At 64.7% G+C, this 23117-nt stretch carries 18 protein-coding genes and 1 tRNA gene; 7 read left to right on the forward strand and 12 right to left on the reverse strand.

Annotated features, from left to right (window positions below; all coding sequences use genetic code 11):
* The first annotated feature begins 274 nt into the window (after positions 1–274).
* Entirely contained in the window at positions 275–1483 is a 1209-nt protein-coding gene (locus GV027_RS17470) for an ROK family transcriptional regulator (RefSeq protein WP_042466829.1), read from the forward strand.
* Positions 1484–1545: 62 nt separating this feature from the next.
* Here GV027_RS17470 and GV027_RS17475 read toward each other — a convergent pair whose 3' ends face one another.
* Positions 1546–2538, reverse strand: coding sequence for a glycoside hydrolase family 5 protein (locus GV027_RS17475; protein WP_159512638.1), 993 nt, complete (start codon positions 2536–2538; stop codon positions 1546–1548).
* Positions 2539–3139: 601 nt separating this feature from the next.
* Between GV027_RS17475 and GV027_RS17480 the strand changes: the two genes are divergently transcribed.
* The 3 genes from GV027_RS17480 to GV027_RS17490 all read left to right on the forward strand — a co-directional run bounded on the left by GV027_RS17480 (position 3140) and on the right by GV027_RS17490 (position 6438).
* A complete protein-coding gene (locus tag GV027_RS17480) occupies positions 3140–4234 on the forward strand; it encodes an acyltransferase family protein (protein WP_159512639.1) in 1095 nt (364 codons plus the stop codon).
* A 98-nt stretch (positions 4235–4332) separates the two neighbouring features.
* Positions 4333–5643, forward strand: coding sequence for a hypothetical protein (locus GV027_RS17485; protein ID WP_159512640.1), 1311 nt, complete (start codon positions 4333–4335; stop codon positions 5641–5643).
* Positions 5644–5745: 102 nt separating this feature from the next.
* Positions 5746–6438 carry a hypothetical protein gene (locus GV027_RS17490; protein WP_159512641.1) on the forward strand — a complete coding sequence of 231 codons (693 nt, stop codon included), beginning with the start codon at positions 5746–5748 and terminating at the stop codon, positions 6436–6438.
* Positions 6439–6859: 421 nt separating this feature from the next.
* On the opposite strand, the gene GV027_RS17495 is transcribed toward GV027_RS17490, so the two are convergent.
* Entirely contained in the window at positions 6860–8008 is a 1149-nt protein-coding gene (locus GV027_RS17495; protein ID WP_159512642.1) for an acyltransferase family protein, read from the reverse strand.
* A 275-nt stretch (positions 8009–8283) separates the two neighbouring features.
* Positions 8284–8793: a DUF6265 family protein gene (locus GV027_RS17500; protein ID WP_159512643.1), complete on the reverse strand. Its 510-nt coding sequence runs from the start codon at positions 8791–8793 to the stop codon at positions 8284–8286.
* A gap of 374 nt (positions 8794–9167) precedes the next feature.
* On the opposite strand from GV027_RS17500, the gene GV027_RS17510 reads away from it, so the two are divergent.
* Positions 9168–9344: a hypothetical protein gene (locus GV027_RS17510; RefSeq protein ID WP_156363390.1), complete on the forward strand. Its 177-nt coding sequence runs from the start codon at positions 9168–9170 to the stop codon at positions 9342–9344.
* Positions 9345–10103: 759 nt separating this feature from the next.
* Here GV027_RS17510 and GV027_RS17515 read toward each other — a convergent pair.
* The 6 genes from GV027_RS17515 to GV027_RS17540 form a co-directional block, all read right to left on the reverse strand.
* A tRNA-Lys gene (locus GV027_RS17515) sits at positions 10104–10179 on the reverse strand.
* A gap of 117 nt (positions 10180–10296) precedes the next feature.
* Entirely contained in the window at positions 10297–11406 is a 1110-nt protein-coding gene (rodA, locus tag GV027_RS17520) for a rod shape-determining protein RodA (RefSeq protein WP_031392826.1), read from the reverse strand.
* The gene (mrdA, locus tag GV027_RS17525; protein WP_159512645.1) at positions 11403–13475 is read right to left on the reverse strand and encodes a penicillin-binding protein 2; all 2073 of its coding nucleotides are present in this window, start codon (positions 13473–13475) and stop codon (positions 11403–11405) included. Before mrdA ends, rodA begins: the two co-directional genes overlap by 4 nt.
* A 13-nt stretch (positions 13476–13488) precedes the next feature.
* The gene (gene mreD, locus GV027_RS17530) at positions 13489–14010 is read right to left on the reverse strand and encodes a rod shape-determining protein MreD (RefSeq protein ID WP_031440173.1); all 522 of its coding nucleotides are present in this window, start codon (positions 14008–14010) and stop codon (positions 13489–13491) included.
* A 46-nt stretch (positions 14011–14056) separates the two neighbouring features.
* Positions 14057–14944 (reverse strand): rod shape-determining protein MreC, encoded by an 888-nt coding sequence (mreC, locus tag GV027_RS17535; RefSeq protein ID WP_159512646.1) that lies wholly within the window; start codon positions 14942–14944, stop codon positions 14057–14059.
* Between the two features lie 101 nt (positions 14945–15045).
* Complete coding sequence (locus GV027_RS17540) at positions 15046–16089, reverse strand: rod shape-determining protein (RefSeq protein ID WP_031439534.1); 1044 nt, start codon at positions 16087–16089, stop codon at positions 15046–15048.
* A gap of 149 nt (positions 16090–16238) precedes the next feature.
* Between GV027_RS17540 and mutL the strand changes: the two genes are divergently transcribed.
* Both mutL and GV027_RS17550 read left to right on the forward strand, forming a co-directional pair.
* Complete coding sequence (mutL, locus tag GV027_RS17545; protein WP_159512647.1) at positions 16239–18053, forward strand: DNA mismatch repair endonuclease MutL; 1815 nt, start codon at positions 16239–16241, stop codon at positions 18051–18053.
* 129 nt (positions 18054–18182) lie between these two features.
* On the forward strand, positions 18183–18761 hold the full coding sequence (locus GV027_RS17550; RefSeq protein ID WP_159512648.1) for a hypothetical protein: 579 nt from the start codon (positions 18183–18185) through the stop codon (positions 18759–18761).
* A 167-nt stretch (positions 18762–18928) separates the two neighbouring features.
* Here the strand turns inward: GV027_RS17550 and GV027_RS17555 are convergent, their stop codons facing one another.
* From GV027_RS17555 to GV027_RS17565, 3 genes are all read right to left on the reverse strand, one after another.
* The gene (locus GV027_RS17555) at positions 18929–19240 is read right to left on the reverse strand and encodes a hypothetical protein (RefSeq protein WP_031440198.1); all 312 of its coding nucleotides are present in this window, start codon (positions 19238–19240) and stop codon (positions 18929–18931) included.
* A 204-nt stretch (positions 19241–19444) separates the two neighbouring features.
* Positions 19445–22525, reverse strand: coding sequence for a TonB-dependent receptor domain-containing protein (locus tag GV027_RS17560; protein WP_159512649.1), 3081 nt, complete (start codon positions 22523–22525; stop codon positions 19445–19447).
* A gap of 268 nt (positions 22526–22793) precedes the next feature.
* A partial coding sequence (locus tag GV027_RS17565; protein WP_236559293.1) for a Rap1a/Tai family immunity protein occupies positions 22794–23117 on the reverse strand: 324 nt, incomplete at its 5' end.

A 23117-nucleotide genomic window follows, 5' to 3' on the forward strand; every position in this document is an offset into this window, starting at 1 on the left:
CGTCCGTGGCCGGCGTCCTCGTCGGGATTGCCGGAAAGATACTGTCGCACCATTGAGCGGCGGCGCGACCTGATGTGCTGGGGTCAAGGCTAGGGGGCGACGTACAGGGGCGCAAGCAGATTAAGAAATTTAATTTTCTTTCACGCGGTCGGTTTTCCATGCGGTTGCAGCGGGGTGGTGCGTGATAGGGCCCGGGCGGATCGATGAGCCCGGCCGGGCCCATCGACTTTTCTTTCGCCGGACGTGTAAGAATACGTCGGAGGGGCATATCACGATGGACAAGCCGATACGGGAAGCGCGCGGTGCGCGCCTCGCAGTGTCGTTGTCGGGCACGAACCTGGCGCGTGCGAGCGACTATAATCAGCGCGTGGTTCTGCAGGCCATCCGGCTCAGCCCGGAGACCAGCCGTGTCGAGCTGAGCCGGACGACCGGGCTGACCGCGCCGACGATCGCCAATATCACGCGCCGGCTGATCGACGCGGGTCTGGTGAAGGAGGTCGGTCGCCTCCAGGGCCCGCGCGGCCAGCCCGCGATCCAGCTGACGATCGAGCCGCTGGGCTGCGTCGCGATCGGCCTCAACATCGATCGCGATCACCTGACGCTGGTCGCGCTCGATCTCGCGGGTCAGGTGCGCAGCCGGATCGCGCAGGATATCGCCTTTGCGATGCCCGAGGACGTCGTCGCGTTCGTCGCGCACAACCTCGAATCGCTGCTCGCGGAGGCCGGGGTCGGACGCGACCGCGTGATCGGCGTCGGGGTCGCGGTGCCCAATGATCTGGGCGTCATCACGCTGCCCGGGAGGCCGTCGGACTATGATCGCTGGGCGGGCCTCTCGATCCCCGCGCTGCTCGCCCCGGTCATGCCCTGGCCGACCGTGATCGAGAACGACGCCGCGGCGGCGGCGATCGGCGAGGCGCAGGCGGGGGCGGGGTCACCGCTGGCGAGCTTCTTCTATATCCTGATCAATTCCGGGCTTGGTGGCGGGTTGATGATCGACCGCCATTTCGTCGAGGGCGCGAACAAGCGCAGCGCCGAACTGGGATTGCTGCCCGACGCGACCAACCCGGCGCCGGGCGCGGTCGTGCAGGACATCGTCTCGATCTCGGCGCTGCTGCAGATGCTGAAGGACGCCGGCCTCGATGTCGAAAGCCAGAAGGACATCCGGCCCGCCGATCCGCAGACCGACCGCGTGCTCGAACGCTGGGTCGATCTCGCCGCCAAGGCGCTGATCGCGCCGCTGATCAACATCACCTGCCTGATCGATCCCGACGCCATCGTCATCGGCGGCCGGCTCGACACCGCGCTGCTCGACCGTCTGATCGCCCGCCTCGCTGGCGCGTTGGCGGTCACCGTACAGCCCCCGATGACCACGATCATCCGCGGCGCGCTCGCCGCCGACGCACCGGTCATCGGCGCCGCGCTGCTGCCCTTCCTCGACAAGCTGCTCCCCTCCGACGCCATCCTGATGCAGGTCGGCCGGTAGGGGCGTGAAGAGCCGGAATACGGCCCTTCACGCAGCGTCTGCGGGGAAGGTGCCCCCGCGGCTTACTGGCCCGCGATCAGCTTCGTGTAGGCGGCCACCGGCACCGATTCCCGCGTGCCCTTGGTCGGTTCGATCTTGAAGAAATAGGATTCCGTCCACGCGCGACCGCCGCCCCAGGCCATCGCATCGAGCCAGACGTCACTGTCGGTCTTGATCGACTTGACGACGTTCGCCGCGATCGCGGTGCAGGATGCGGGCAGCCCCTTCGAGCTTCCCAGCGCATATTCGCCCAGGATCGCCCGATATCCCCGCTTCCGGGCAGCGGCGGCGAAGATCTTCAGTCCGCCGTCGCCCGCCGGTTCGCTGACGCACTCCGCATTAGTACCGCTGGAGCCGGTGTCGAAATAGCGATGCGGCGACAGGACGATGCGGTTCAGCGGATCGATGAGGCCGCCGGAGCGATCGATCGCGCATGCAGCGCTCTCGCAGTCCCGGCTGGCCGGTTCGTTCTTGTCGAACCGGAATGACGCGGACCATTGCGGCCACTCGACGAGGATGCGGTGCTTGAACCCCGCGTTGCGAATGCCTGCGACGATCTGGTTGGTATCGCGAACCCATTGCATCCAGTCGTTCGTCACCACGGGATCGGTGAAGAAGCGCGGCTCGTTCATCAGGTCGATCATGACCATTTCGGAATTGTCGAGCTTGCGCAGGATCGGCAGCCAGAATGCGATCTGCTCCGCCGGCGTCGGCCATTTATAGTCATGGCGGTCGAGGATCACGGGCACATTGCGCGCGCTGGCCGCCTTGACCACGTCGATCACCCGCTGGAGGACGACGGGGTCATTCATCTGGCTGCCGTTGAACGGTAGGCGGATGCTGCGGAACCCGGCCTTGTCGACGTACCAGGCGACGTCGGCCACGGTCGGGCACAGGGCGCCGTTCGCGACGAACGAACATCCCGCGAGATTGACGCCGAACCGCGGCGCGGCCTCGGCGGCGGTGGCGAAGGACAGCAGGGCCGTGGCAGCGGCGATGACGCGAGGAAGAATCATCTTACTTCACCTACGAGGTTTGGATGGAATGCCGTGCTCTCGATGTGAAGCACAGTGCGATCCTTCAAATAGCCAATTTGTGTTAAATTTTTCTTCCGCAACAAGACGTTGGCGATGAATAATTATTGGGAGCGTCACACTTACTGACAGAGTTCGACAAATGCCGTCATGTCGTGTGACACAGGTGACGCGTGTTCGGCATGAGCATGGCCGAGATCATCGGCAAAGTGAATCGCCCGGTAACCAAATGCTTTGATGCGACGACATGCCTGTCCGCCGCGGTCAGTGCCATTCCGGGTCGCGCGGACGCCGGGAATCCCGTGGAAGTCGGCGCCATTCTATGCCAGAAGCCCGCTCACGACACCGGATGGGGACCAGCGTGCGGTCAGATATGCCCTCTATCTATCTGATAATGCGGTTTTAAGCCCGTCGACATGGCGCTGAACCGCCGACGTGGTTCGACGAGCACCCTATGACTCTGAGGTTGTACCCCCGTCAGATGCCGAAATCGACGCGTATAATAGTTGAATATCCTGTCCTGCAGCACCGGTCGCGTGCCGCAGGGCCCGTAAACCTGTTTAAACTGTAAGGCGGACAATCAGTGACCTCCGTACCAAAATCCGGGATGCACCTGTCGTCCTTGCAATATCTGCGCGGTATCGCTGCATTGGCCGTCGTCTATTTCCACGCGGTCGTACAAGTCGAGCAGGTGGCGAATATTCGCGAACTTCCCATGTCTGGATCGTTCGGCGTCGACATATTCTTCGTCCTGAGCGGGTTCGTCATGTGGTGGACGACCAGGGACCGCAAGGTCGGCATCGGCGACTTCCTGGTCAAGCGCCTGATCCGGATCGCGCCGCTATACTGGGTCCTGACGATATTCGCAGCGATGGTCGCGCTGTTCTTCGGCGATCTGTTGCGGTCGACCAAGTTCGACCTTCCGCATCTCGGCTTCTCGCTCCTGTTTCTCCCCTATTGGAACCCGGCCGTTGCCGCGACCAATGCGGAGATCCTGACCCCGGTCATCGTTCCGGGCTGGACGCTCAATACCGAGATGATGTTCTACGCGGTGTTTGCGTGCGCGCTGGCCGTCAGGCAGTCGCTCAGGCCCCTGTTCGTCGCCGTGCTGCTGGCGCTCGTGTACGTATCGGCCAAGACGTGGCTCTCCGGGACGACCGCGGCCTTCTACGGCACGGACCGCCTCGCCGAATTTCTCGCGGGGATTGTCCTGGCGTGTACGATCCGCCGTGTTCCGCGCCTGTCGCCCGGCATCTGGGCGCTGATAGGGCTCGCCGCCTTCGCTACGCTGTTCTGGATGGATCTTGAAAGGCCTTCCATCTCGCAATTCATTGTCCTCGGCATACCCGCGGTCATTCTGCTGTGCGCGGCGCTGCAGATCGAAATCTCGGGCCATTTGCCCGACCTCCCGAAACTGTCCCTGCTCGGCGACGCGTCCTACAGCATCTATCTCAGCCATATCTTCGTGATCGCGGGCACCCGCGTCGCGGCCCATGTCGTCGGTCTCGATCTGGGCATGGCGAACGGGGCCGTCTTCGTCATCCTCGCGCTCGTTGTCAGCAGCGTCGCCGGGATCGTCGTTCACCGGACCATCGAACTCCCGCTGCTCAAGGGCATGAACAGGCTGCTGCGCGGTGGCCGCAAGCCGCCCGCCGCCGCCGAACTGGGCACATCCTGAGCCGGGATTTAGGGCTGGCCATCGACGCGCAGCCGTAGAATGTTCCTCGAGCGGCGCGTCGGCCTCGATTATCCGCACCAACTGCAAACGGTGACATCATGAAGACTTCACAACCTATCACCGGGGTCAGGGCGCGGCCCAAGACGGCGACGCCATCCGGCGGCAAGGCGCTGATCAGCGATCACAGGTTCGGGATCCTCGCGGTCACGCTCGTCGTCTCCGCGAGCTTGTACAATGCGATGCTCGCGATCATCAGCGCGCATGTGAAGGGCCTAACGTCCGCAGCGCCGATCGCGATGGAGGGGCTGCTGCTGGGCGGCGCGATGGGGCTGGCGCTGCTCAAGCGTCGTCCAGACGGCGAAGACGCTCCGGCGATCGGCTTGCTCTACCTGTTTGCACTCCTCGCGGTGTTCACGTCGCTCGCGAGCGATGCGGTGTTCCCCGATGCCTTTCGCAACGTCGCGATCATCGCGTCCTTCTTCCTGCTCGGTCGTCGGTGCAGCTTTCCCCAGGTGCATCTCGCCTTTGCGCTGCTGACGATCATCACCCTGACGGTGCTGATCTTCGAGATCGCCTTCCCGACCGCCTATGTGTCGGTATTCCAGCCGGGCAATTACTATGCGGCAACGCGCGGCATGGAGGTGAGCGAGTTCAACGAGACCGGCCTGTTCAACAATGCGGCGGGGTTCGAATCGCGCTTTTCTTTCGGGGTGTTTTCGGGCGCGCGGACCTCGTCGGTGTTCCTGGAGCAGGTTTCGAACGCGAACTTCGCCGGTATCCTCTGCGTCTTCCTCGTCGCCACATGGGGGCGGCTGAGCGTCGCCATCCGGACGACGATGGTGGCGGCGATTCTGCTGATCCTGCTCTCGAACAACACGCGGACGTCGTCGGCGCTGGCGGTGGTGACGATGATGGGATATTTCATATTTCCCCATCTGTCGCGGTGGTTCACCCTCCTGATTGCACCGGTCCTGGTCCTGCTGGCGTTTCTCGTCGTCGGTGACAATGTTGAGCATACCGACGATCTGATCGGCCGGCTGGGGATCACGACCGAGGCGCTGCGCAAGCTCGACATTCCGACCATATTCGGTGCGAATGCGATGAAGGCGCGGCATCTGATGGACACCGGCTTCGGTTATGTCACCGCGTCGAGTTCGATCTTCGGGCTCATCGCGATCTGGCTGTTCTTCTCGCTCGGCCAGCGTGCGACGGACACCGCCTCGAAGCGCTGCGCCTGGGCGACCGCGGTCTATCTCTTCGCCAACATGATGATCGGCGGCACCGCGATCTTCTCGATGAAGGTCGCCGCCCCCTTGTGGATGCTGGTTGGCTATATGGCGGCCACCGCGCCCAAGCCCCAGGCGTCGCGACCGAATGGCCCCGCGCCACGAGGATCGATCGCGGCCTGAAGCAGGACCCGGCCTGCCATCCGGGGAGTATAGGCGTCGGTGTGCTATGTCGGGACCGATTGGCTGCATAAAACCTAATTCAATCTGATACGTAGCTTTTCCATGGCAAGCAGCGAATCTCCCTCAACGGCAGCCCGGTCTGCGGAAACACTCCCCGACGATCCTCCCCTGCAACCGCCGGCCATCGAGCCGGCCGATCGAGAATATCTGGTCGCCGCGAGCACGATTCCGGGTTCGCACTACGGCGCAAGGATCGGGAGCAACGCGGCGCTCTGGGCGCTCGCGAACCAGCGTCAGGACATCGACAACCGTTTGGCGGTCCTCACGGCCCGCAACCAACGAAGCATCCGTACGGCACGATATTCGGCGATCGCCGCGGTCGTTCTGGGGATCATGAGCACGGTTGGCGCAGCCTATTACACCCGCCAGGCAGATCCCCGCCCGGCCCTGGTCAAGGCTCCCGTCGCCCGAACCCCAAAAGCCCCCATCGCACCGCCTGTTACGCCGCAGCCGGCCGCTATCTCGACCGCAGTTCCAGCTGAAGGTGGCAACATTCCGGTGGCGCCAAAGGCCAATGCCGCACCGAGCCAGGCTCGACCACCAATGCCCAAAAAGGCACGGAGGCTTTCACCCGCGAAACGTAAAGTGCGGCCGACTCGCGCGCGGTCGTCAAGGTGGATTGCACAGCCTCTGCACGGCGCCGCTCTTCGGCGGGCGTTGATCGCAGATCGCAAGCGGACCCGGGAACTCAATCAGGCCCAGCTGAGAAAATTGACACGCCGACGTCGCGACTGATCGTGCGCTGTTGGAAGCATGGCACGCTGGCGTCTGCGCCTGTTGTCGCCACGCTGCTCGATACCTTAGGGGATCTCCACCATATTGATTGGACGCGCATCGCGGCAGCGGTTGACGCGATCGATGAGGGGCGACTGCAGTGGTTGATCCCGCCCCCCCCATGAACCTCGAAAACATGCGGTCCCTCGATATCCGGACCATAGATCTGATCTGTGGCTTTGAACGGCATACGGAGGTCAACCTGGACGTCTATCGGGGGACCGAGGCCGGCCCGGTTCTTCCGTTGCGGTGAGTGCGGGAAGCGGCCGAAGACCGCGCTGCCGGGGCGGCTGCACCGCGACGCGGCCAGGTCGTCGACAGTCCGGTCACTGGACCTGACCGAAGAGCGCTACCTGCCTGGGGACGAGGCGCTGCTGCCCCGCTAGGGGGTGCTCACGACCTTGACTGCTGGCTCGACAAGATGAGCCGGTGCCGGTTGGGCCCAGCCCAACGCCAGCTTGACCCTGACAATGATGGCATAAACCAGCTTTGCAATCGGGGCCCTCAGCGCGTCCTGGACCGGACGTTCGAACCAATGGAATGAGATTGCGGCTACGACAAGTGACAGCAAAATCCCGATGGCGATCACGATGCTGCCTGGCAGCACGTCAGAGGTCAGGTATCCAGTTCCCGCAAGGATCGGCTCATGAAGAAGGTAAAGAGAGAAGCTGTACCCACCGATCCGTCGCATAGGCTTGTTTGCGAATATGGCAGATCCGAAGCGGTTAGGAACCGTGCTTGCCAGCAGGAATGCGCCAAAGCATATTACTAGGCCAATATTGCCGTAGACGACTGCGTTATCGTCCCAACCAATGGATTCGATGAATTCTTTGTTCGGCCAAATCCGCAGCGACGCCATAAGTAGCGCGATGATCGAGACAGCTTGAATGAAAGCCGCGATCTTGGCGCTGATTATAGCAGTGACGCCACTGCGAACCATCACCGCCAACGTGACGCCCAGGAAAAATATGTGAAAGTGCGAGGGGAGCGATATTCCGGGAAAAATCGGGCGGAAGAGCATCGTGACGCCGGCGAGCAGGATGACCGCTGGCACTGCAAGGCCGGCGTAACCGCGCCGGACAGCATACCAGAAGGCGGCGAATGCCACATAGAACTGCACTTCCGGTGGGATTGACCAGAAGATGTGACTGCTGCCGGAGAAGGCGAGAAGGCGGATAAAATCCCGGCCGTTTATGTAATACACGAATTGGGGGCCGAGTAGGGCTGACGCGATGTAGGCCAAAGTCACAGCCAAAAGATATATTGGCGCGATCCGGGCGACGCGGGCAGCGACGTAGTGCGCGACCGAGGGCGCATCCAGCGGCTTGTGAAGGTACAAATACCCCATCAAAAACCCGCTTAGCATGAAGAACAGCAAGACACCGAAACCGCCTGTAAGGCTCGGAAAAATCAACGGAAGCCCAATCTGGCCGGTATGCGAGCCGACAACTAAAAGAGCCGCGAACGCGCGCAGGCCATCAAGCTGCGGTATAATATTTGGCTGTTTCTTATCTACTTCGCTCGTCGTCATCTGTTGATTCCCCCTTAAGTCGCCGTAAGCGGGAATACGGTCGGTCGCGAACGGTAAGTTCATCCAAAATGAATGTGATATGTATCAAAAGCATACATTGCCGTGGCGAAGTATCATGCGGTTTCCGATGTGAAGCAGCCGCTCCTTTCGAGCCGGCCGGTCATTCACACTACGTCGAAATAGCCCGCGTACCTCTCCGGCCATTCCGCCTCCGACCCCAATGCGCGCATCGGTCAAATCCACACCGCGGACACCTTGCCACCAATCCCGCTAACCTATCGAACCACCGAGCGCGTCCGGACCAGTCTGAAGGGAACCTCGTTCGTCGTGCCCTTTTCGGTGATCCTTACCCACATAGTGAGCGCGCTCGGGCTCGTGCGTTCGATCGTCATGCCGTCGAAAAACCATCGATCCTTTTCTACCGCCACCAGCGGGAAGATTACGGGCTTGCCCGTCCCATCTTCCCAGCCCGTCATGTCCGGGCTGAAGTGACGAACTCGATAGGCCAGCGATCCCCGGAGCGGGACGTAATCCACGAGTTCGGTAAACGATACGCCGCCCTTGCCGTCGGCCATCGCGAAATGGCCCGTGATCCGGCCTCCCAGCGGCGCGGAGTAGGTTTCCGTCACGTCGGAACCCATTCCCGTGCCGACCCAGCTGCCTGCCAGCCAGGCCAGTTGATCGATTGACGCGGGTGGCGACGTGCCGGTCCCCAGTGAGCGCGTGTGCTGCGCGGTCGCTGGAACGGCCATCGCAAGACCAATTGCGGCCAAGGTCCGTATCACGGCACGTCTCCCTGTGATCAGGCGCAGCCTAGCGGCTCGGCCGACGGAATCCACCGTGTCTTTCGTGCCTGGAACGCGGCCGCGTCGACCAGCACGATCACGCGAAAATTTGTCCCCGGGTCGATCGCGGCATGCTCGGCCTGCTCAAACAGGCGCTCGTTGCGACCTTTCGGCCATGCCCGGCCCAACCCGTCCTCGGCCCTGGGTATCACGGCACCAAGGGCACTATGGTACTTTGGTTGCTCGCAAAATTTACCGGAATTTTGGGTCGGAACCAATGCGCCGCTCAGTTCTTGGACTCTCACGAACTCAGTTACGTCGCAATTAACGCGAATGTGAAAAGAGTTAAACAATAGGGTTAATAGGAGTTCACGATGCGCGACAAGGCCTCGACACCACATGGTGCTGGATCAGCAAACCAGGATCGTGGTTACTGCCAGCGGATGCCGAGCAGTGTGAAGGCGGGCAACCGAGATCTCGGCATGTTCAATCGCAGCAGCGTGAAAGGCGAGAAATACCAGGGCCATGGTACGACGCCAGCCTATATATAATTCAACGTCAAGCTCGGTAGTCACTGGCGACAGACGTCAACTGCACAGCTGAGAGGTCGGCAAGGTCAGCGATGGCGAACCGCAAAAGCGGTTCAGCCATCGCAGCTGCCGAACACGAACGCATGCTTGCAACCACCCGCAAGGCGTGGCCGATGTGCTATGCGGAAGAGCTATAGCTCCACATCATTTGTCCCGTCATGGTCGGGACATCACCGAAGTCGATCCGTGCCGAGGTGCCGTGGCCTTCGACCAGCCTCGTTATTCGTACAAACGACGCCACGATCCACGGCGTTAACCATTTCTTAACCACAAAGCCTCACCCGGCAGATGAGGCCTCGCCTCCCCGCAAGGGTTCCCTGCTCGTCACGATGCCGCCCCAGCTGGGACGGGCAGGGACTGTTGATCAATGAGCGCGTCTGGCGACCGCTGCCGGCGCGTCTGGGACGTATTCGGCTCCAATGATGCCAGAGGCGCCGGGTACAGCGCGATCGCGCGGGCAGGGGCTCAGCTAGGCGAGCAGATCGCCCTGATACAGTAGAAGACGGGCAACCCGGTCGTGCGGCCGATCTCCGGTCACGCAATGCTCAACGTCATGCGAACCTGCAGCGAGCCAATCGCGAACAACGCGTGAGAAATCGCAGTCGCACGGCGGGCGCATATCATCCGGTTGGGAGAGAAGCTGTCGGAAGACGGATCAAACCATGTCGAACAGACATGACTCCGCCGCACTGAAAAACGTTTGTTTTCTGCGGTGGAGAATGGTGGACGCACTTGGGCTCGAACCAAGGACCCGCTGATTAAGAGTCAGCTGCTCTACCAACTGAGCTATGCGTCCATTCCGGGGCGGTTTTGAGTGGCGCCCTGGTGTGGCGCCCCGCTGCTGGAGGCGCGCTGTTAGCAGACTCATCGGGGGCCGCAACCCCCTTTCGTCCAAATTGCTGTCTTTTTCTGCTTACCAGCGTGTCGTCTTGCGATTTTCCCGGTCGATCGACATCAGGATCCCGAGGCACAACAGCACGGTCATCTGCGACGACCCGCCATAGCTGAACAGCGGCAGCGGGATGCCCACCACGGGGGCAAGGCCCATCACCATCATCAGGTTGATCGCGACATAGAAGAAGATCGTCGTGGCGAGCCCCGCAGCGGCCAGCCGTGCGAACCGCGACTGCGCGCGCTGGCCGACCTCGATCCCCCAGCGGATCACCAGCAGGAAGGCGAGGATCAGCAGGCAGCCGCCGACCAGCCCCCATTCCTCGGCCATCGTCGCGAAGACGAAGTCGGTATGCCCCTCGGGGAGATAGTCGAGATGGCTCTGCGTGCCGTTGAGGAACCCCTTGCCCCACAGCCCGCCCGATCCGATCGCGATCTTCGACTGGCTGATGTGATAGCCGGTGCCCAGCGGGTCGCTTTCGGGATCGAGGAAGATCAGGATGCGGTTGCGCTGATAGTCGTGCAGCGCGAAGTTGATCGCGAGCGGGATCGCGACCGACGCGGCCACCGCGCCGCCGACGAACAGCCGCAGCGGAATGCCCGCCAGGAACATCACCGTCGCGCCGCCTGCGCAGATCATCAGCGCGGTGCCCAGATCGGGCTGTTTCATCACGATCGCCGCGGGGATGCCGATCAGCACCGCGGCGGGCCAGACGGCCGCGAACCGCCGCGTCTCGTTGGGCGGCAGCATGTCGTAGAAGCGCGCACAGGCGAGCACGATCGCCGGCTTCATCAATTCGGACGGCTGCAGCCTGATGAAGCCGAGGTCGAGCCAGCGCTGGCTGCCCCCGCGCACCGCGCCGAGCAGCTCGACGAGCACCAGCGCGAGGACGAGCGCACCATAGGTCGGCCACGCCGCCGCCTTCCAGACGCGCTCGGGGATGCGTGAGAGCACGACCGAGCCTGCCAGGAGGATGAAGAAGCGGATGCCCTGCGGCAGCGTCCAGGGGCGCAGCGAGCCGCCCGCCGCCGAATAGAGCACGACCAGCCCGAAGGTCCCGATCGCCGTGACCAGCAGCAGCGTCCGCCAGGGCAGGGTGGCAAGCTGTTCGGGGATGATCCGCGATGTCATTGGCCGCGCTCCGTCGTTCCGTCTTCCGCGACCCCGCCGCCGCCGCCTGCGAGATCCGCCTGGGTCCGGTTGGCGACGTCGGTGGCGTTCTCGACCGCCGGGGCGTCGCTCGGCACGGTCGCGTCGGTCTTGGTCGCGATCGCGGCGGGCGGGGCGCTCTGCGCCGCGCGATAGCTCGCCGCGGTCGCCGCCATCCGCGTCCTGATGTCGCCGCCCCAGGTCGGTTCGACCTCGGCGAGCGTCTTCAGCGCGCGCTCGCGGTCGAGCATGTAGGTCATGATGTCGCGCCCGATCATCGGCGTGTCGAGGTTGCGCACCGTATGCCCGTTATGCTCGAGCACCACGGCAAGCGCGTAGCGCGGGTTGTCCGCGGGCGCGAAGCCGATGAACAGCGCATGGTCGCGCAGCTTGAACGGCAGCTGGCCGTTCTTGAGCACGCCCGAGCGCCGCTCCGCCATGGTGATGCGGCGGACCTGCGCGGTGCCGGTCTTGCCCGCGATCGCGACGCCCGGGATCAGCAGCTTGGCCGCGCCGCCGGTGCCGCCCTGGTTGATCACCCCGAACATCGCCTCGCGCACCCGCGCCAGATTTTCCGAATCGATCGCCAGCGCGGGCGCGTCGCGGTGGACCTGGCTCGCGAGAATGCTCGGCTGCAGGTCGCGGCCCGATGCGATCCGCGCCGCCATCACCGCCAGCTGCAACGGGTTGGCGAGCACATAGCCCTGGCCGATCGACGCGTTAAGCGAATCCGCGACCGTCCAGGGCCGCTTGTACTTGGTGAGCTTCCAGTCGGGGTCGGGCATCGTCCCGAACCGCTGCGTCGAAAAGGGCAGGTCGAACTTCTGCCCCATGCCCAGCGTCCGCGCGATCGGCGCGATCGCGGCATAGCCGACCCGCCGCGCCATCTCGTAGAAATAGATGTCGCAGCTCTGCATGATCGCGTTCTTGAGGTCGAGCGGCCCGTGCCCGCCGCGCTTGTGGCAATGGAACACGCTCGTCCCCAGCCGCATCGCGCCCGAACAATTGACCCGCGCGTCGGCCGGGACGCCGGCATGGAGCAGCGCGAGCCCGTTCATCGGCTTGACCGTCGAACCCGGCGGATACAGCCCCTGCGTGACCTTGTTCATCAGCGGCACGTGATCGTCGTCGCTCAGCATCTGCCATTCGAGATGGCTGATCCCGTCCGAAAAGCTGTTGGGGTCATAGGCGGGCATCGACACCATCGCGAGCATCTCGCCGGTGCGACAGTCGATGACGACGACCGACCCCGAATTGGTGCCCAGCCGGCGCGCGGCATATTCCTGCAGCCCCGCGTCGATCGTCAGCCGCGCGGTCTTGCCCGGCACGTCGGGCTTGGTCGCGAGTTCGGCGACCAGCTTGCCGCGCGCGGTGACCTCGACCCGCTTCGCGCCCGCCTCGCCGCGCAGCGCGGGTTCGAGCATCTTCTCGAGCCCGTCCTTGCCGAGCTTGAAGCCGGGGGTGACGAGCAGCGGGTCGCGCGTCTTCTTATACTGTTCGGCATTGGGCACGCCGACATAGCCGGTCAGGTGCGCGACCGCGGCGCCTGCGGGATAGTTGCGCGCAAAGCCGCGCGTCGGCGCGACGCCGGGCAGCTCGGGCAGCCGCACGCTGACCGCGGCGAACCGCTCCCAGTCGAGATTCTCCGCGACCTGGACCGGCTGGAACCCGGCGGCATGGTCGAGGTCGATCGCGATCCGCTCGATCTCCTCGGGCGGCAGCTGGAGGATGCGGCCGAGCAGCGGCAGCACGCGCTCCTTGTCGCGCAGCCGGTCGGGGATGATGTCGACGCGGAAATCGGTGCGGTTGTTCGCGATCGGCACGCCGTGGCGGTCGACGATCCAGCCGCGCCGCGGCGGCAACAGCGTCATGTTCACGCGGTTGCTCTCGGACAGCATCGTGTAGCGTTCGTTCTGCGCGATCGACAGCCATGCCATCCGCCCGGCCAGCATCAGCCCGACGCCGCCCTGCACCGCGCCCAGCATCCAGGCACGACGCGAGAAACTATAGGCTTGCGACATCTCGGTCACGACACGCGGCGGCCGTCTCATTCGGAAACCCGCTTCATTCCTGAACCCTGCGTCGTTCGATCGTCGCGACGATCCGTGCCGCCAGCGGGAAGAGCATCATGGTGATCACGATCTGCGCCAATAGCACGGTGTCGACATGCGTGCCGACCCGTACGCCCAGAAATCGCCCGCCGATCACGCAGCACGCGATTCCGCCGCTCGCGATCAGCCAGTCCTGCCAGAAATCGCGGTACACCAGCCGCTGCTCGATCATGTCGATCGCCACGAACGCGAGCGACCAGAGCAGCACCGCGCTGCCCAGCGGCTGCCCGCTGAGCAGGTCGTCGAACAGCCCGAGCGGTGCCGCCGCCCAGGGGCGCAGCGCGTAACGCGCGAGCAGCCGCCATGCGAGCAGCATGACGAAGCCGAACGGCGGCAGGATCGGGATCGTCGCGATCAGCGGCACGATCGTCATCAGCGATCCCGCCATGACGGTCAGCCACGGGATCGCCCGCGCCCGGCCGCCTGCGACCTTCGGTTCGAACGGCTTGTAGTCGACGCTGTTGCGGGTGGTCACGGCTGGTCGATCATTTGGGGGAAGACGGGATAGGGTGGTTTGGCAGTCACTTGGCGCTATTGTCGGACGGCGCAAGGGCGCGCGGCGGCGGTACCGGCATGAAGCCGGGCTCGACCACCGCGAAATCGAAGGTGTCGGGATTGGCGAAGGTCCGCGCCATCACCGAATCCGCGCCCGCGGTCATCACCCGCGCGACCGGGATGCCGGGCGAATACAGCCCGCCGACGCCCGACGTGACGAACAGGTCGCCCGCATTGAACTTGACGTTGGTCGCGTTGACCGACCGGACGTCGAGCATGCCGTCGCCGCGCCCGACCGCGATCGCGGGCAGGCCGTCGCGCGTCCGGCGGATCGGCACGATGCTGTCGCCGTCGGTCAGCAGCATCACCCGCGCCGCATTCGGGCCGGTCTCGACGACGCGCCCGACCAGCCCGTCGGGGCCGCGCACCGCCATGCCCGGCCGCACCCCGCTCCAGCGGCCCGCGTTGAGCAAGGCGAAACGGCGCCCGCTCGACGCGCTCGAACTCACCAGTCGCGCGGTGACGACCGGTTCGGCGATCCGGTCGCGGACCTTCAGCAGCGATCGCAGCCGGCGATTGTCATAGGCGATCGTCCGTGCGCGCATCAGCAAAGCGCGCGTCTGGTCGCGCTCGCGGCGCAACGCGACATTTTCCTGGCGGACGAAGAAATAGGTCCCGATCGCCTCGGGCACCGCGGCGACCCCGCCCACGACCCAGGCGAGACCCGACGAGACCGGCGCGGTGAGGCCCGCCACGCCCATCCGTGCGCCGGCAAAGGCGGGCGGGTTGAAGGTCGAGACGACGAGCAACGCTGCGCCCACCACCGCACCGGCGATGGCGAGCACATAGCCTACGAACACCCCATATTGACGCCGTCGGGAAAACCCCGTCCGGCGGTCGCGGGCTGGCGCCATGCGCCTGTCCCCTCGTTCTCGGGCATCGCCGGGTCCGGGGCCCTATCCCCGCGACTCGGTCGATGCGATTTCCACTGACCCGTTTCCCACCTACACGCTTCTCAGCCGCTCATCAGCACGCCGCGGAACAGCGGGTCCTCGAGCGCGCGACCGGTGCCCAGCGCGACGCAGGTCAGCGGGTCCTCGGCGACCGTCACCGGCAGCCCGGTCTCGTCGCGCAGCACCTCGTCCAGCCCCTGCAGCAGCGCGCCGCCGCCGGTCAGGACGATGCCCTGGTCGACGATGTCCGCGGCCAGCTCGGGTGCCGTGTTCTCCAGCGCGACGCGGACGCCCTCGACGATCGTCGCGACCGGCTCGCTCAGCGCCTCGGCGATCTGGCCCTGGTTGATCTGGATTTCCTTGGGCACGCCGTTGACCAGGTCGCGGCCCTTGATGTGGATGATCGTGCCGATGCCGTCGACCGGCGGCTTGGCGATGCCGACCTCCTGCTTGATCCGCTCGGCGGTCGCTTCGCCGATCAGCAGATTGTGGTTGCGGCGGACATAGCTGACGATCGCCTCGTCCATCTTGTCGCCGCCGACGCGGACCGACGTCGTATAGGCCAGCCCGCGCAGGCTCAGCACCGCGACCTCGGTCGTGCCGCCGCCGATGTCGACGACCATGCTGCCGATCGGCTCGGTCACGGGCATGTCGGCGCCGATCGCGGCGGCCATCGGCTCCTCGATCAGCCACACCGTGCTCGCGCCCGCGTTCGACGCGGCGTCGCGGATCGCGCGGCGCTCGACCTTGGTCGACCCCGACGGCACGCAGATCACGATTTCGGGCCAGCGGGCGAAGCGGCGCGGGCCGTGCACCTTCTGGATGAAATATTTGATCATCTGCTCGGCGACGTCGATGTCCGCGATCACGCCGTCGCGCAGCGGGCGGATCGCCTCGATATTGCCCGGGGTCTTGCCCATCATCAGCTTCGCGTCGTCACCGACCGCCTTGACGCGCTTGATGCCGTTGATCGTCTCGACCGCGACCACCGACGGCTCGTTCAGGACGATGCCGCGGCCACGGACATAGACAACCGTGTTCGCGGTGCCGAGGTCGATCGCCATGTCGTGCGACATGAACTTGAAGAAACGCGAGTAGAAGGCCATTCAATCAGGGTCCCGTAATCCTGGCCGCCGGACGGGCGGCATTTCGCACATCATCTCGCGGGCCCCGCCGGTGTTTTCGAGCACCGGGTGCCTAATAAGCGGGCGTTTGCGGGTCGCGGGATGCCGTCGCTTGGTCTAGACGCAAACCCATGTCAATACGGCGTCTCCCCGAGCATCTCGTCAATCGTATCGCCGCCGGTGAAGTGGTGGAAAGACCCGCCAGCGCGTTGAAGGAGTTAGTCGAGAACGCCATCGATGCGGGCGCCGGACGCATCGCGATTCTCCTCGTCGAAGGCGGCACATCGCGCATCGAAGTCGCCGACGACGGATGCGGCATGACGCCCGCCGACATGATGCTCGCGCTCGAACGGCACGCGACCTCGAAGATGCCCGACGAGATCATCGAATCGGTGGTGACGCTCGGCTTTCGCGGCGAGGCGCTGCCCTCGATCGCCAGCGTCGCGCGGCTGACGATCGAAAGCCGGGTGAGGGGGGCCGAGGGCTGGTCGCGGATCGTCGACAATGGCCGCGTCGAGCGCGAGGGCCCCGCCGCGCTGCCGCCCGGCACGCGCGTCGTCGTCGAGGATCTGTTCGCGCGCGTCCCCGCCCGCCGCAAGTTCCTCCGCTCCCCGCGCGCCGAATATGCCGCCTGTCTCGACATCGTCCGCCGGCTCGCGATGGCGCGTCCCGATATCGGCTTCACGATCGAGCATGACGGCCGCCGCACGCTGGCGGCGACGCAGGTCGAGGACCGGCCGGGCCGCGTCGCGACGCTCACCGATCGCGCGCTCGCCGACAATGCGGTCACGATCGACCTCGAACGCCCGGTCGACTCGGGCATGCTCGTGCTCGGCGGGGTCGCGAGCCTGCCGACCTACAATCGCGGCATCGCCGACCACCAGTATCTGTTCGTCAACGGCCGACCGGTGAAGGACCGGCTGCTGATGGGCGCGATCCGCGGCGCCTATGCCGAAATGCTCCCGCGCGACCGGCATGCGGTCGTCGCGCTGTTCCTCGACGTCCCCACCGACCAGGTCGACGTCAACGTCCACCCCGCGAAGACCGAGGTCCGCTTCCGCGACCCGGCAATGGTCCGCGGCCTCATCGTCTCGGGACTGCGCCGCGCGCTCGACGCCGCCGGCCACCGCAGCCAGCGCGCCAGCGACACCGCCCTTGCCATGTGGCAGCAGGAAAACTCCTCTCCCCCCGGGGGAGAGGAAGGGGCCCGCCCGCAAAGCGGGTGGGAAGGTGAGGGCCCGCCCCAAAGACTGCCGCTGGAATCCCGCAGCTACGCCAGCGTCAACGACGCCCGCCCCACCTTCTTCGCCGCCCCCCCGCAGGCCAGAGCCGAACCCGCCTGGACACCCCCGCCGCAAACCTCATCCTTCCCGATGGGCGTTGCGCGCGGCCAGGTCGCCAAGACCTATATCGTCGCCGAGGCGGAGGACGGTCTCGTCCTCGTCGACCAGCATGCCGCGCACGAACGCCTCGTCCTCGAACGGATGCGCGCGGCGCTCGCCGGCGGCACCGTCGCGAGCCAGGCGCTGCTGATCCCCGAGGTCGTCGAGCTCGACGAACCCGCCTGCGACCGGCTCGAGGCGCGCGCCGCCGAGCTGTCCGAGTTCGGGCTCGACCTCGAACGCTTCGGCGCGCGCGCGATGCTCGTCCGCGCGACCCCCGCCCTGCTCGGCCAGAGCGATCCCAAAGGCCTCGTCACCGACCTCGCCGACGAACTCGCCGCGTTCGACGAGGCGCTGTCGCTGAAGGAACGGCTCGACGCGGTCGCGGGCACGATGGCCTGCCACGGCTCGGTCCGCGCCGGCCGCATCCTCTCGGTCCCCGAGATGAACGCGCTGCTGCGCGAAATGGAGATCACCCCCCATTCGGGCCAATGCAACCACGGCCGCCCCACCTGGGTAAAACTCGCACACGGCGACATCGAGAAGCTGTTCGGCCGCAAGTGAGTGGCGGAGCGCCGCTAACAGCGCACCCGCCGGGCTTTATTACAGTCGTAATTCGGTCCCGCCGCCCGGCAATCCTGCTGAAACCTCGTGCGTCGAAGGACCAGGCTTCGACACTCGAAGGGTATTTTCATGAGCGTGCAGGTCCAGGGCGCCGATATCGGTCTCAGCACGGTGATGGCCCGCATGTCTGTGGCCGCTGTACCCTTCAAGAAGATCTTCGACGTCACCCCTGTATTTAATCAGTTTAGTGCCGAAGGGCGCCGTTACATATCGATGCAGCATATGATCACCGGAATCTCGGATGGGATAGTGATCGCCAAGACGACCGCAATACGGCTCTCGCTCGTCAGTCGCTCGATGATCATGAACGGCAAGCCGAACACGGTAAAATTCGATAGGATTGAAAACCATCTCAAGAATCACGTGCGAAATGTCATATCCCTGTCCGAAGCGCTCTATAACTCGCCACATATGACCGATCCGATGACGGGGCAGCGTGCGGCAGGTGGCGTATCTGTTCGGGAATATTATCTGCCGAATAGGCAAGGGGGGCGGATGACGAAAAGAAGCGAACAAGGTAGGATCTCATTCTACTATAGCAACGGGCCGCATGGGAATAATCAATATTACTACGCGTTGGTCGTAAACGATCTGAGCTACCCGATTGTTCGCGGAAACTATAATGCCGCGCTCCAGTTTGTCGTTTAGGCCCAGCCCCTGACCGACACCGTACCGCCCCACGGCGCATGGCAGGACGAAAAAAAAGGGACCCGCGCCAAGCAATAACGCTACCCGATTCCGCCCTAACATCCGCGTCGGTCACAAAAAAAAAAGCCCCCACCGTCAGGTGAGGGCTCGTGACGTCAGGCGAAGTCTTACTTCTCGCCATTGTCCTTGACGCCCACGGTGGGCACGTCGACCGTTTCGGTTTCGGTCTTGACCTTGGGGACCTCGACTTCGGTCTTCTTCGTGCCGACGACGACCGCTTTCGAGTCGAGATCGACGTTCGGCATGTCGCCGCCCTTGACGGAGACCTCCGGAAGCGAACCTTCCTTCACGTTGGCGCTCCAGAACCCGGTCGCAAAGAGGACACCGACGATGGCCGCAATGACGACAAGGACGATGACGATCGTCTTGCCTGCGCCGCTCTTCTGACGAATTGGCTCGCCGCCCCGATAATCTGACATTTAACTCTCCCTGTACTTACAACAGGTTCGAACACTCTCGACGCAGTCTTGTTCCGTTTGCGTCATGACGTCGAAAATGCCGGCGCCCGGCACGCGGATCTTAACGCGTTTTGAGGGCGGAGCGACGGGCGGACGTCGCCGGCTCCCGCACCAAAAAAAAGGGCCCGTCGCGAACGACGAGCCCCCCGATACGCCCCGGTTCGATCAGAACCGCACGGTCGCCCCGACCGCAAGGTTGCGGCCCAGCGCGTCGTAGCGCGCGGGGATCGTGTTGCTGCGCGCCAGGCTGATGTCGTAGGAATTCGCCAGGATCGGCGGCGTCTTGTCGAGCAGGTTGTTCGCGATCAGCCGGAGCGAGAAGTCGCGCGACACGGCGAAGGTCAGCGCCAGGTCGAAATAATTCACCGGCGCGACCCTGTAGAAGGTCGTCCGCGCGCGGTCGGGCGTGCCGCCGATCGCCGGATCGCCCGAATTGTCCGCACTCGTCAGCGACCCGACATAGCGCCAGTTGAACGAGGTGCTGAAGATGCCGTCGCTCGTCGTATAGGTCGTCCGCAGCCCGTGCGACCATTTCGGCAGCAGCTGGCCGCAGCCATTGCCGTAATAGCCCGCACAATTGCGCTTGGGCTGGAGCGGCGAATCCTGCCCGCCGGCAAAGGTGGTCAGCGACCCGTTGAAGTTCCAGTCGATCTTGCCGGCCCCGCCGAGACCCAGCGTATACTGGCTCTGGAAGTCCCAGCCGCGCGCGATCGAGAAGTAATAATTGGTCGTGCCCGCGCGGATGAAGCCGCTGGTCGGGTTGTTCGCGGCGGCGGCGTAGAGGATGCCTGTGCCGGGCTGGCGGACGATCCCCGAGCAGAAGAACGGGTCGCCGTTCGAACGCTGGCAGCCATCGGTGTAATAGCTGTCGTCGTTATAGCCGAGCGAGTTGTTGATCTTGATCCGGTAGCGATCGACCGAGAAGACCAGCCCGCGCAGGAAGCTCGGCTTCACGACCAGGCCATAGGTCTGGGTATAGGCGGTTTCTGGATCGGCGGTGAACCCGCCCGATCGCACCGTGCACTGGTCGTTCGGGCACAGCAGGGTCGCGCTGCCATAGAGTGCGTCGGACAGCCCGGTCGCCGCGCACACCTCGCGCGAGGCGATCGGCGTGGTCGTGGTGATCGTGCGGCCGGGATTGGCGGGGTCCGCGATCTGGCGCGGCACGGGCGCGCAGAAGTCGTTCTGCGATCCGCCCTGCCGGCTATAGTTGATCGCGGTCGCCTGGCGGATCTCGAACACCGTCGGTGCACGCTGCGCCTTGTTGAACGATGCGCGGAACGTCAGGTCGCTGACCGGGGCATAGGTACCCTCGAGCTTCCACGTGTTGAAGGTCTTGGGATTGCTGCTGTATTTCGACACACGATAGCCGCCCGTGACCTGCAGCAGATGCGCGAAGCGGCGCTCCTCGATCAGCGGCGCCTGGACCTCGATGTTCGATTCCCACACGTCCTGGCTCAGGTTGAAATCCTCGCCGCCATTCTGCTCGCGGTAGATCGCATCCGCGGACGAGGCATAGCTGTCCTTGCGATATTCGCCGCCCAGCGCGATCGCGACGCCCTGGTTCGCAAAGGGCGAGGTGATCCCGTATTTGCCGAGGTCGCCGGTCACCGACGACACGATGTCCCACAATTTGGCGACGCCGGTCGAGGTGCCGCTGCGCGCGGTGAAGAGGTAATCGGCGAGCGGTCCGCCGAGCGTCCCTGCGCTGAACGCGTTGAACGGGACACAGGCCGGGTCGACCCCCGACACGGTCGCCGCGCAGGTCGGCGTGCCGTTGACGCTGACGACGTTGAGCGAGCGGTTCACCCGGTCGAAATCGGCGAAATTGCCGAAGGTGATGTCCTGCTGGTTGCGCGAGAACACGCCGCCCAGATCATAGGTCCACGCGTCGCCGACGGTGCCGCGGATGCCCGCGGTCGCGCGGATCCCCTTGTTCAGATAGACGTCGGGCGAGAAGGGCAGGTCGTTGAAGCGATAGCGCACGTCGAGCGGCGCGAGCGCCGACGTCCCCGCCTGCGCACCGCAGATCGTGCTGGCCTGCGACGTCGACAGGAACGGGTTGTTGCAGTTCACCTGGTACGGCGTGTCGCCATAGGCGGTGTAGCTGTAGACGCGCGTCGGATAGGGGTTCACCGACCTGTCGCGGAACCAGATCCCCGAACCATAGAGCTCGAGCTCGGGCGCGATCTTCGCGCTGACGAAGCCGCCCGCCGTATAGCGTTCGAATTCACGCTGGTAGGAATAGCCGTCATAGGGGTTGGCCGCGTTGCCCGCGCCTGCGCCGTAGGGCACGAACGTCCGCGTGCCGGCGGGATCGTTGACATAGCCGACGCCGCTGTTCGCCCCGCTGCGCGGCGAGATATAGCCGCTCGGCGAATAGGTCGACAGCGAGCAGGACAGCGGGCCGTCCTTGCCGGTCTGGACCAGCTGGCATGCCGAGCTCGACCGTGCGTCATAGGGGACGTCATTGGCCTGGCGGTAATTGACGAAGCCCGACACGCGCAGCGCGCCGTCGAACAGCTTGGTGCCCGCGGTCAGCGTCACGTCGGACCGGCCGCCGTCATTGGTCAGCCCGCGCGGCGCCTCGAACGCGTTCGCGCGCGCCAGCGGCGACACGATCGTGTCCTTGTTCTCGTGATTGTAGAAGCTGTAATTGCCGTCGAGCTGGATCCCCTCGAAATCCTTCTTCAGGATGAAGTTCACCACGCCCGCGACCGCGTCCGATCCATAGACCGACGACGCGCCGCCGGTCAGCACGTCGACGCGTTCGAGCAGCGAGGGCGGGATGATGCCGACGTCCTGGCCGTTCTGCGTGCCCAGCCGCTTGCCGTCGACGAGCACCAGCGTCCGCTCGAAGCCGAGGCTGCGCAGCTTGATCCGCTGGCGGCCGTCCGAATCCTGATAGGTCTGCTGGCTGTCGGGCGACACCTGCGGCAGGCGGTTGAGCACGTCCTCGACGGTGATCGCCGCCTGCGCGCGGATGTCCTGCGCGGTGACCGAGGTGATCGGCGCGGCCGATGTCATGTTGGGGCGCTGGATCCGCGATCCGGTGACGACGATCATGTCGTCGGACACGGTCTTGGCCGTATCGCCCGCGGTGAACGCGGTCTGCGCATCGGCCTCGACCTTGGCCTGGGCCGGCGTCGCCGGGCTGTCCGTCGCGGTCTGCGCCACAGCGGGGATCGCCGTCAGCAACAGCGATCCGGCAAGTGCAATATAGGACGTGGTATGTCTGAAGTTCATGAAGGCCCCCTTGTCCGGCTGCGCGATCGCGCTTGGTCCGGTTCCGGGGACATGAATTCTCCATTCTGACTTATATGACAATACCCAAATATGACCTCTTCATACGAATGTTGCGAGCATGTTCAGAATAGGCACTATTTCGGTTATCGAGAGCCATCGCCGTTCACCGTGGCGCCGCACATTGGCAGGCCGCCCGCCGACGAATCGTCGCGGGTGGCACGTTGGCGGATTGTGAGAGGGCCGTACCGCTACCGGTACGGCGGACAGGCTAGCGTTTGGCGTTCCGCTTGCACGCAAAGGACCGGCGCAGCGCGTCGCGGACCACGAAGATCGGTGCGGCCTTCGCCTTCTTCCCCTTGGTGCGCAGATATTTGCGCGTCGTCGCCACCGCGTCGATCGTCGAGCCCTTGGTCGCCGACGGGCAGATCTCGCGCGCCATCGACAGCGTGTCGAACGCGCCGAGGATATAACCCGTGCAGAAGCTCGGCGCGGGGTCCGCATCCTTGCCGCGGCACTGCGCGATCAGCTCCTCGGTGGTCAGCGCGCTCACCACCACGGGGCGGTCGGCGCGAGCGGGGGTGCGGGGAGTGGG

Source organism: Sphingomonas sp. T1 (genome assembly GCF_902506585.1).
Classification (GTDB): Bacteria; Pseudomonadota; Alphaproteobacteria; order Sphingomonadales; family Sphingomonadaceae; genus Sphingomonas; species Sphingomonas aerolata.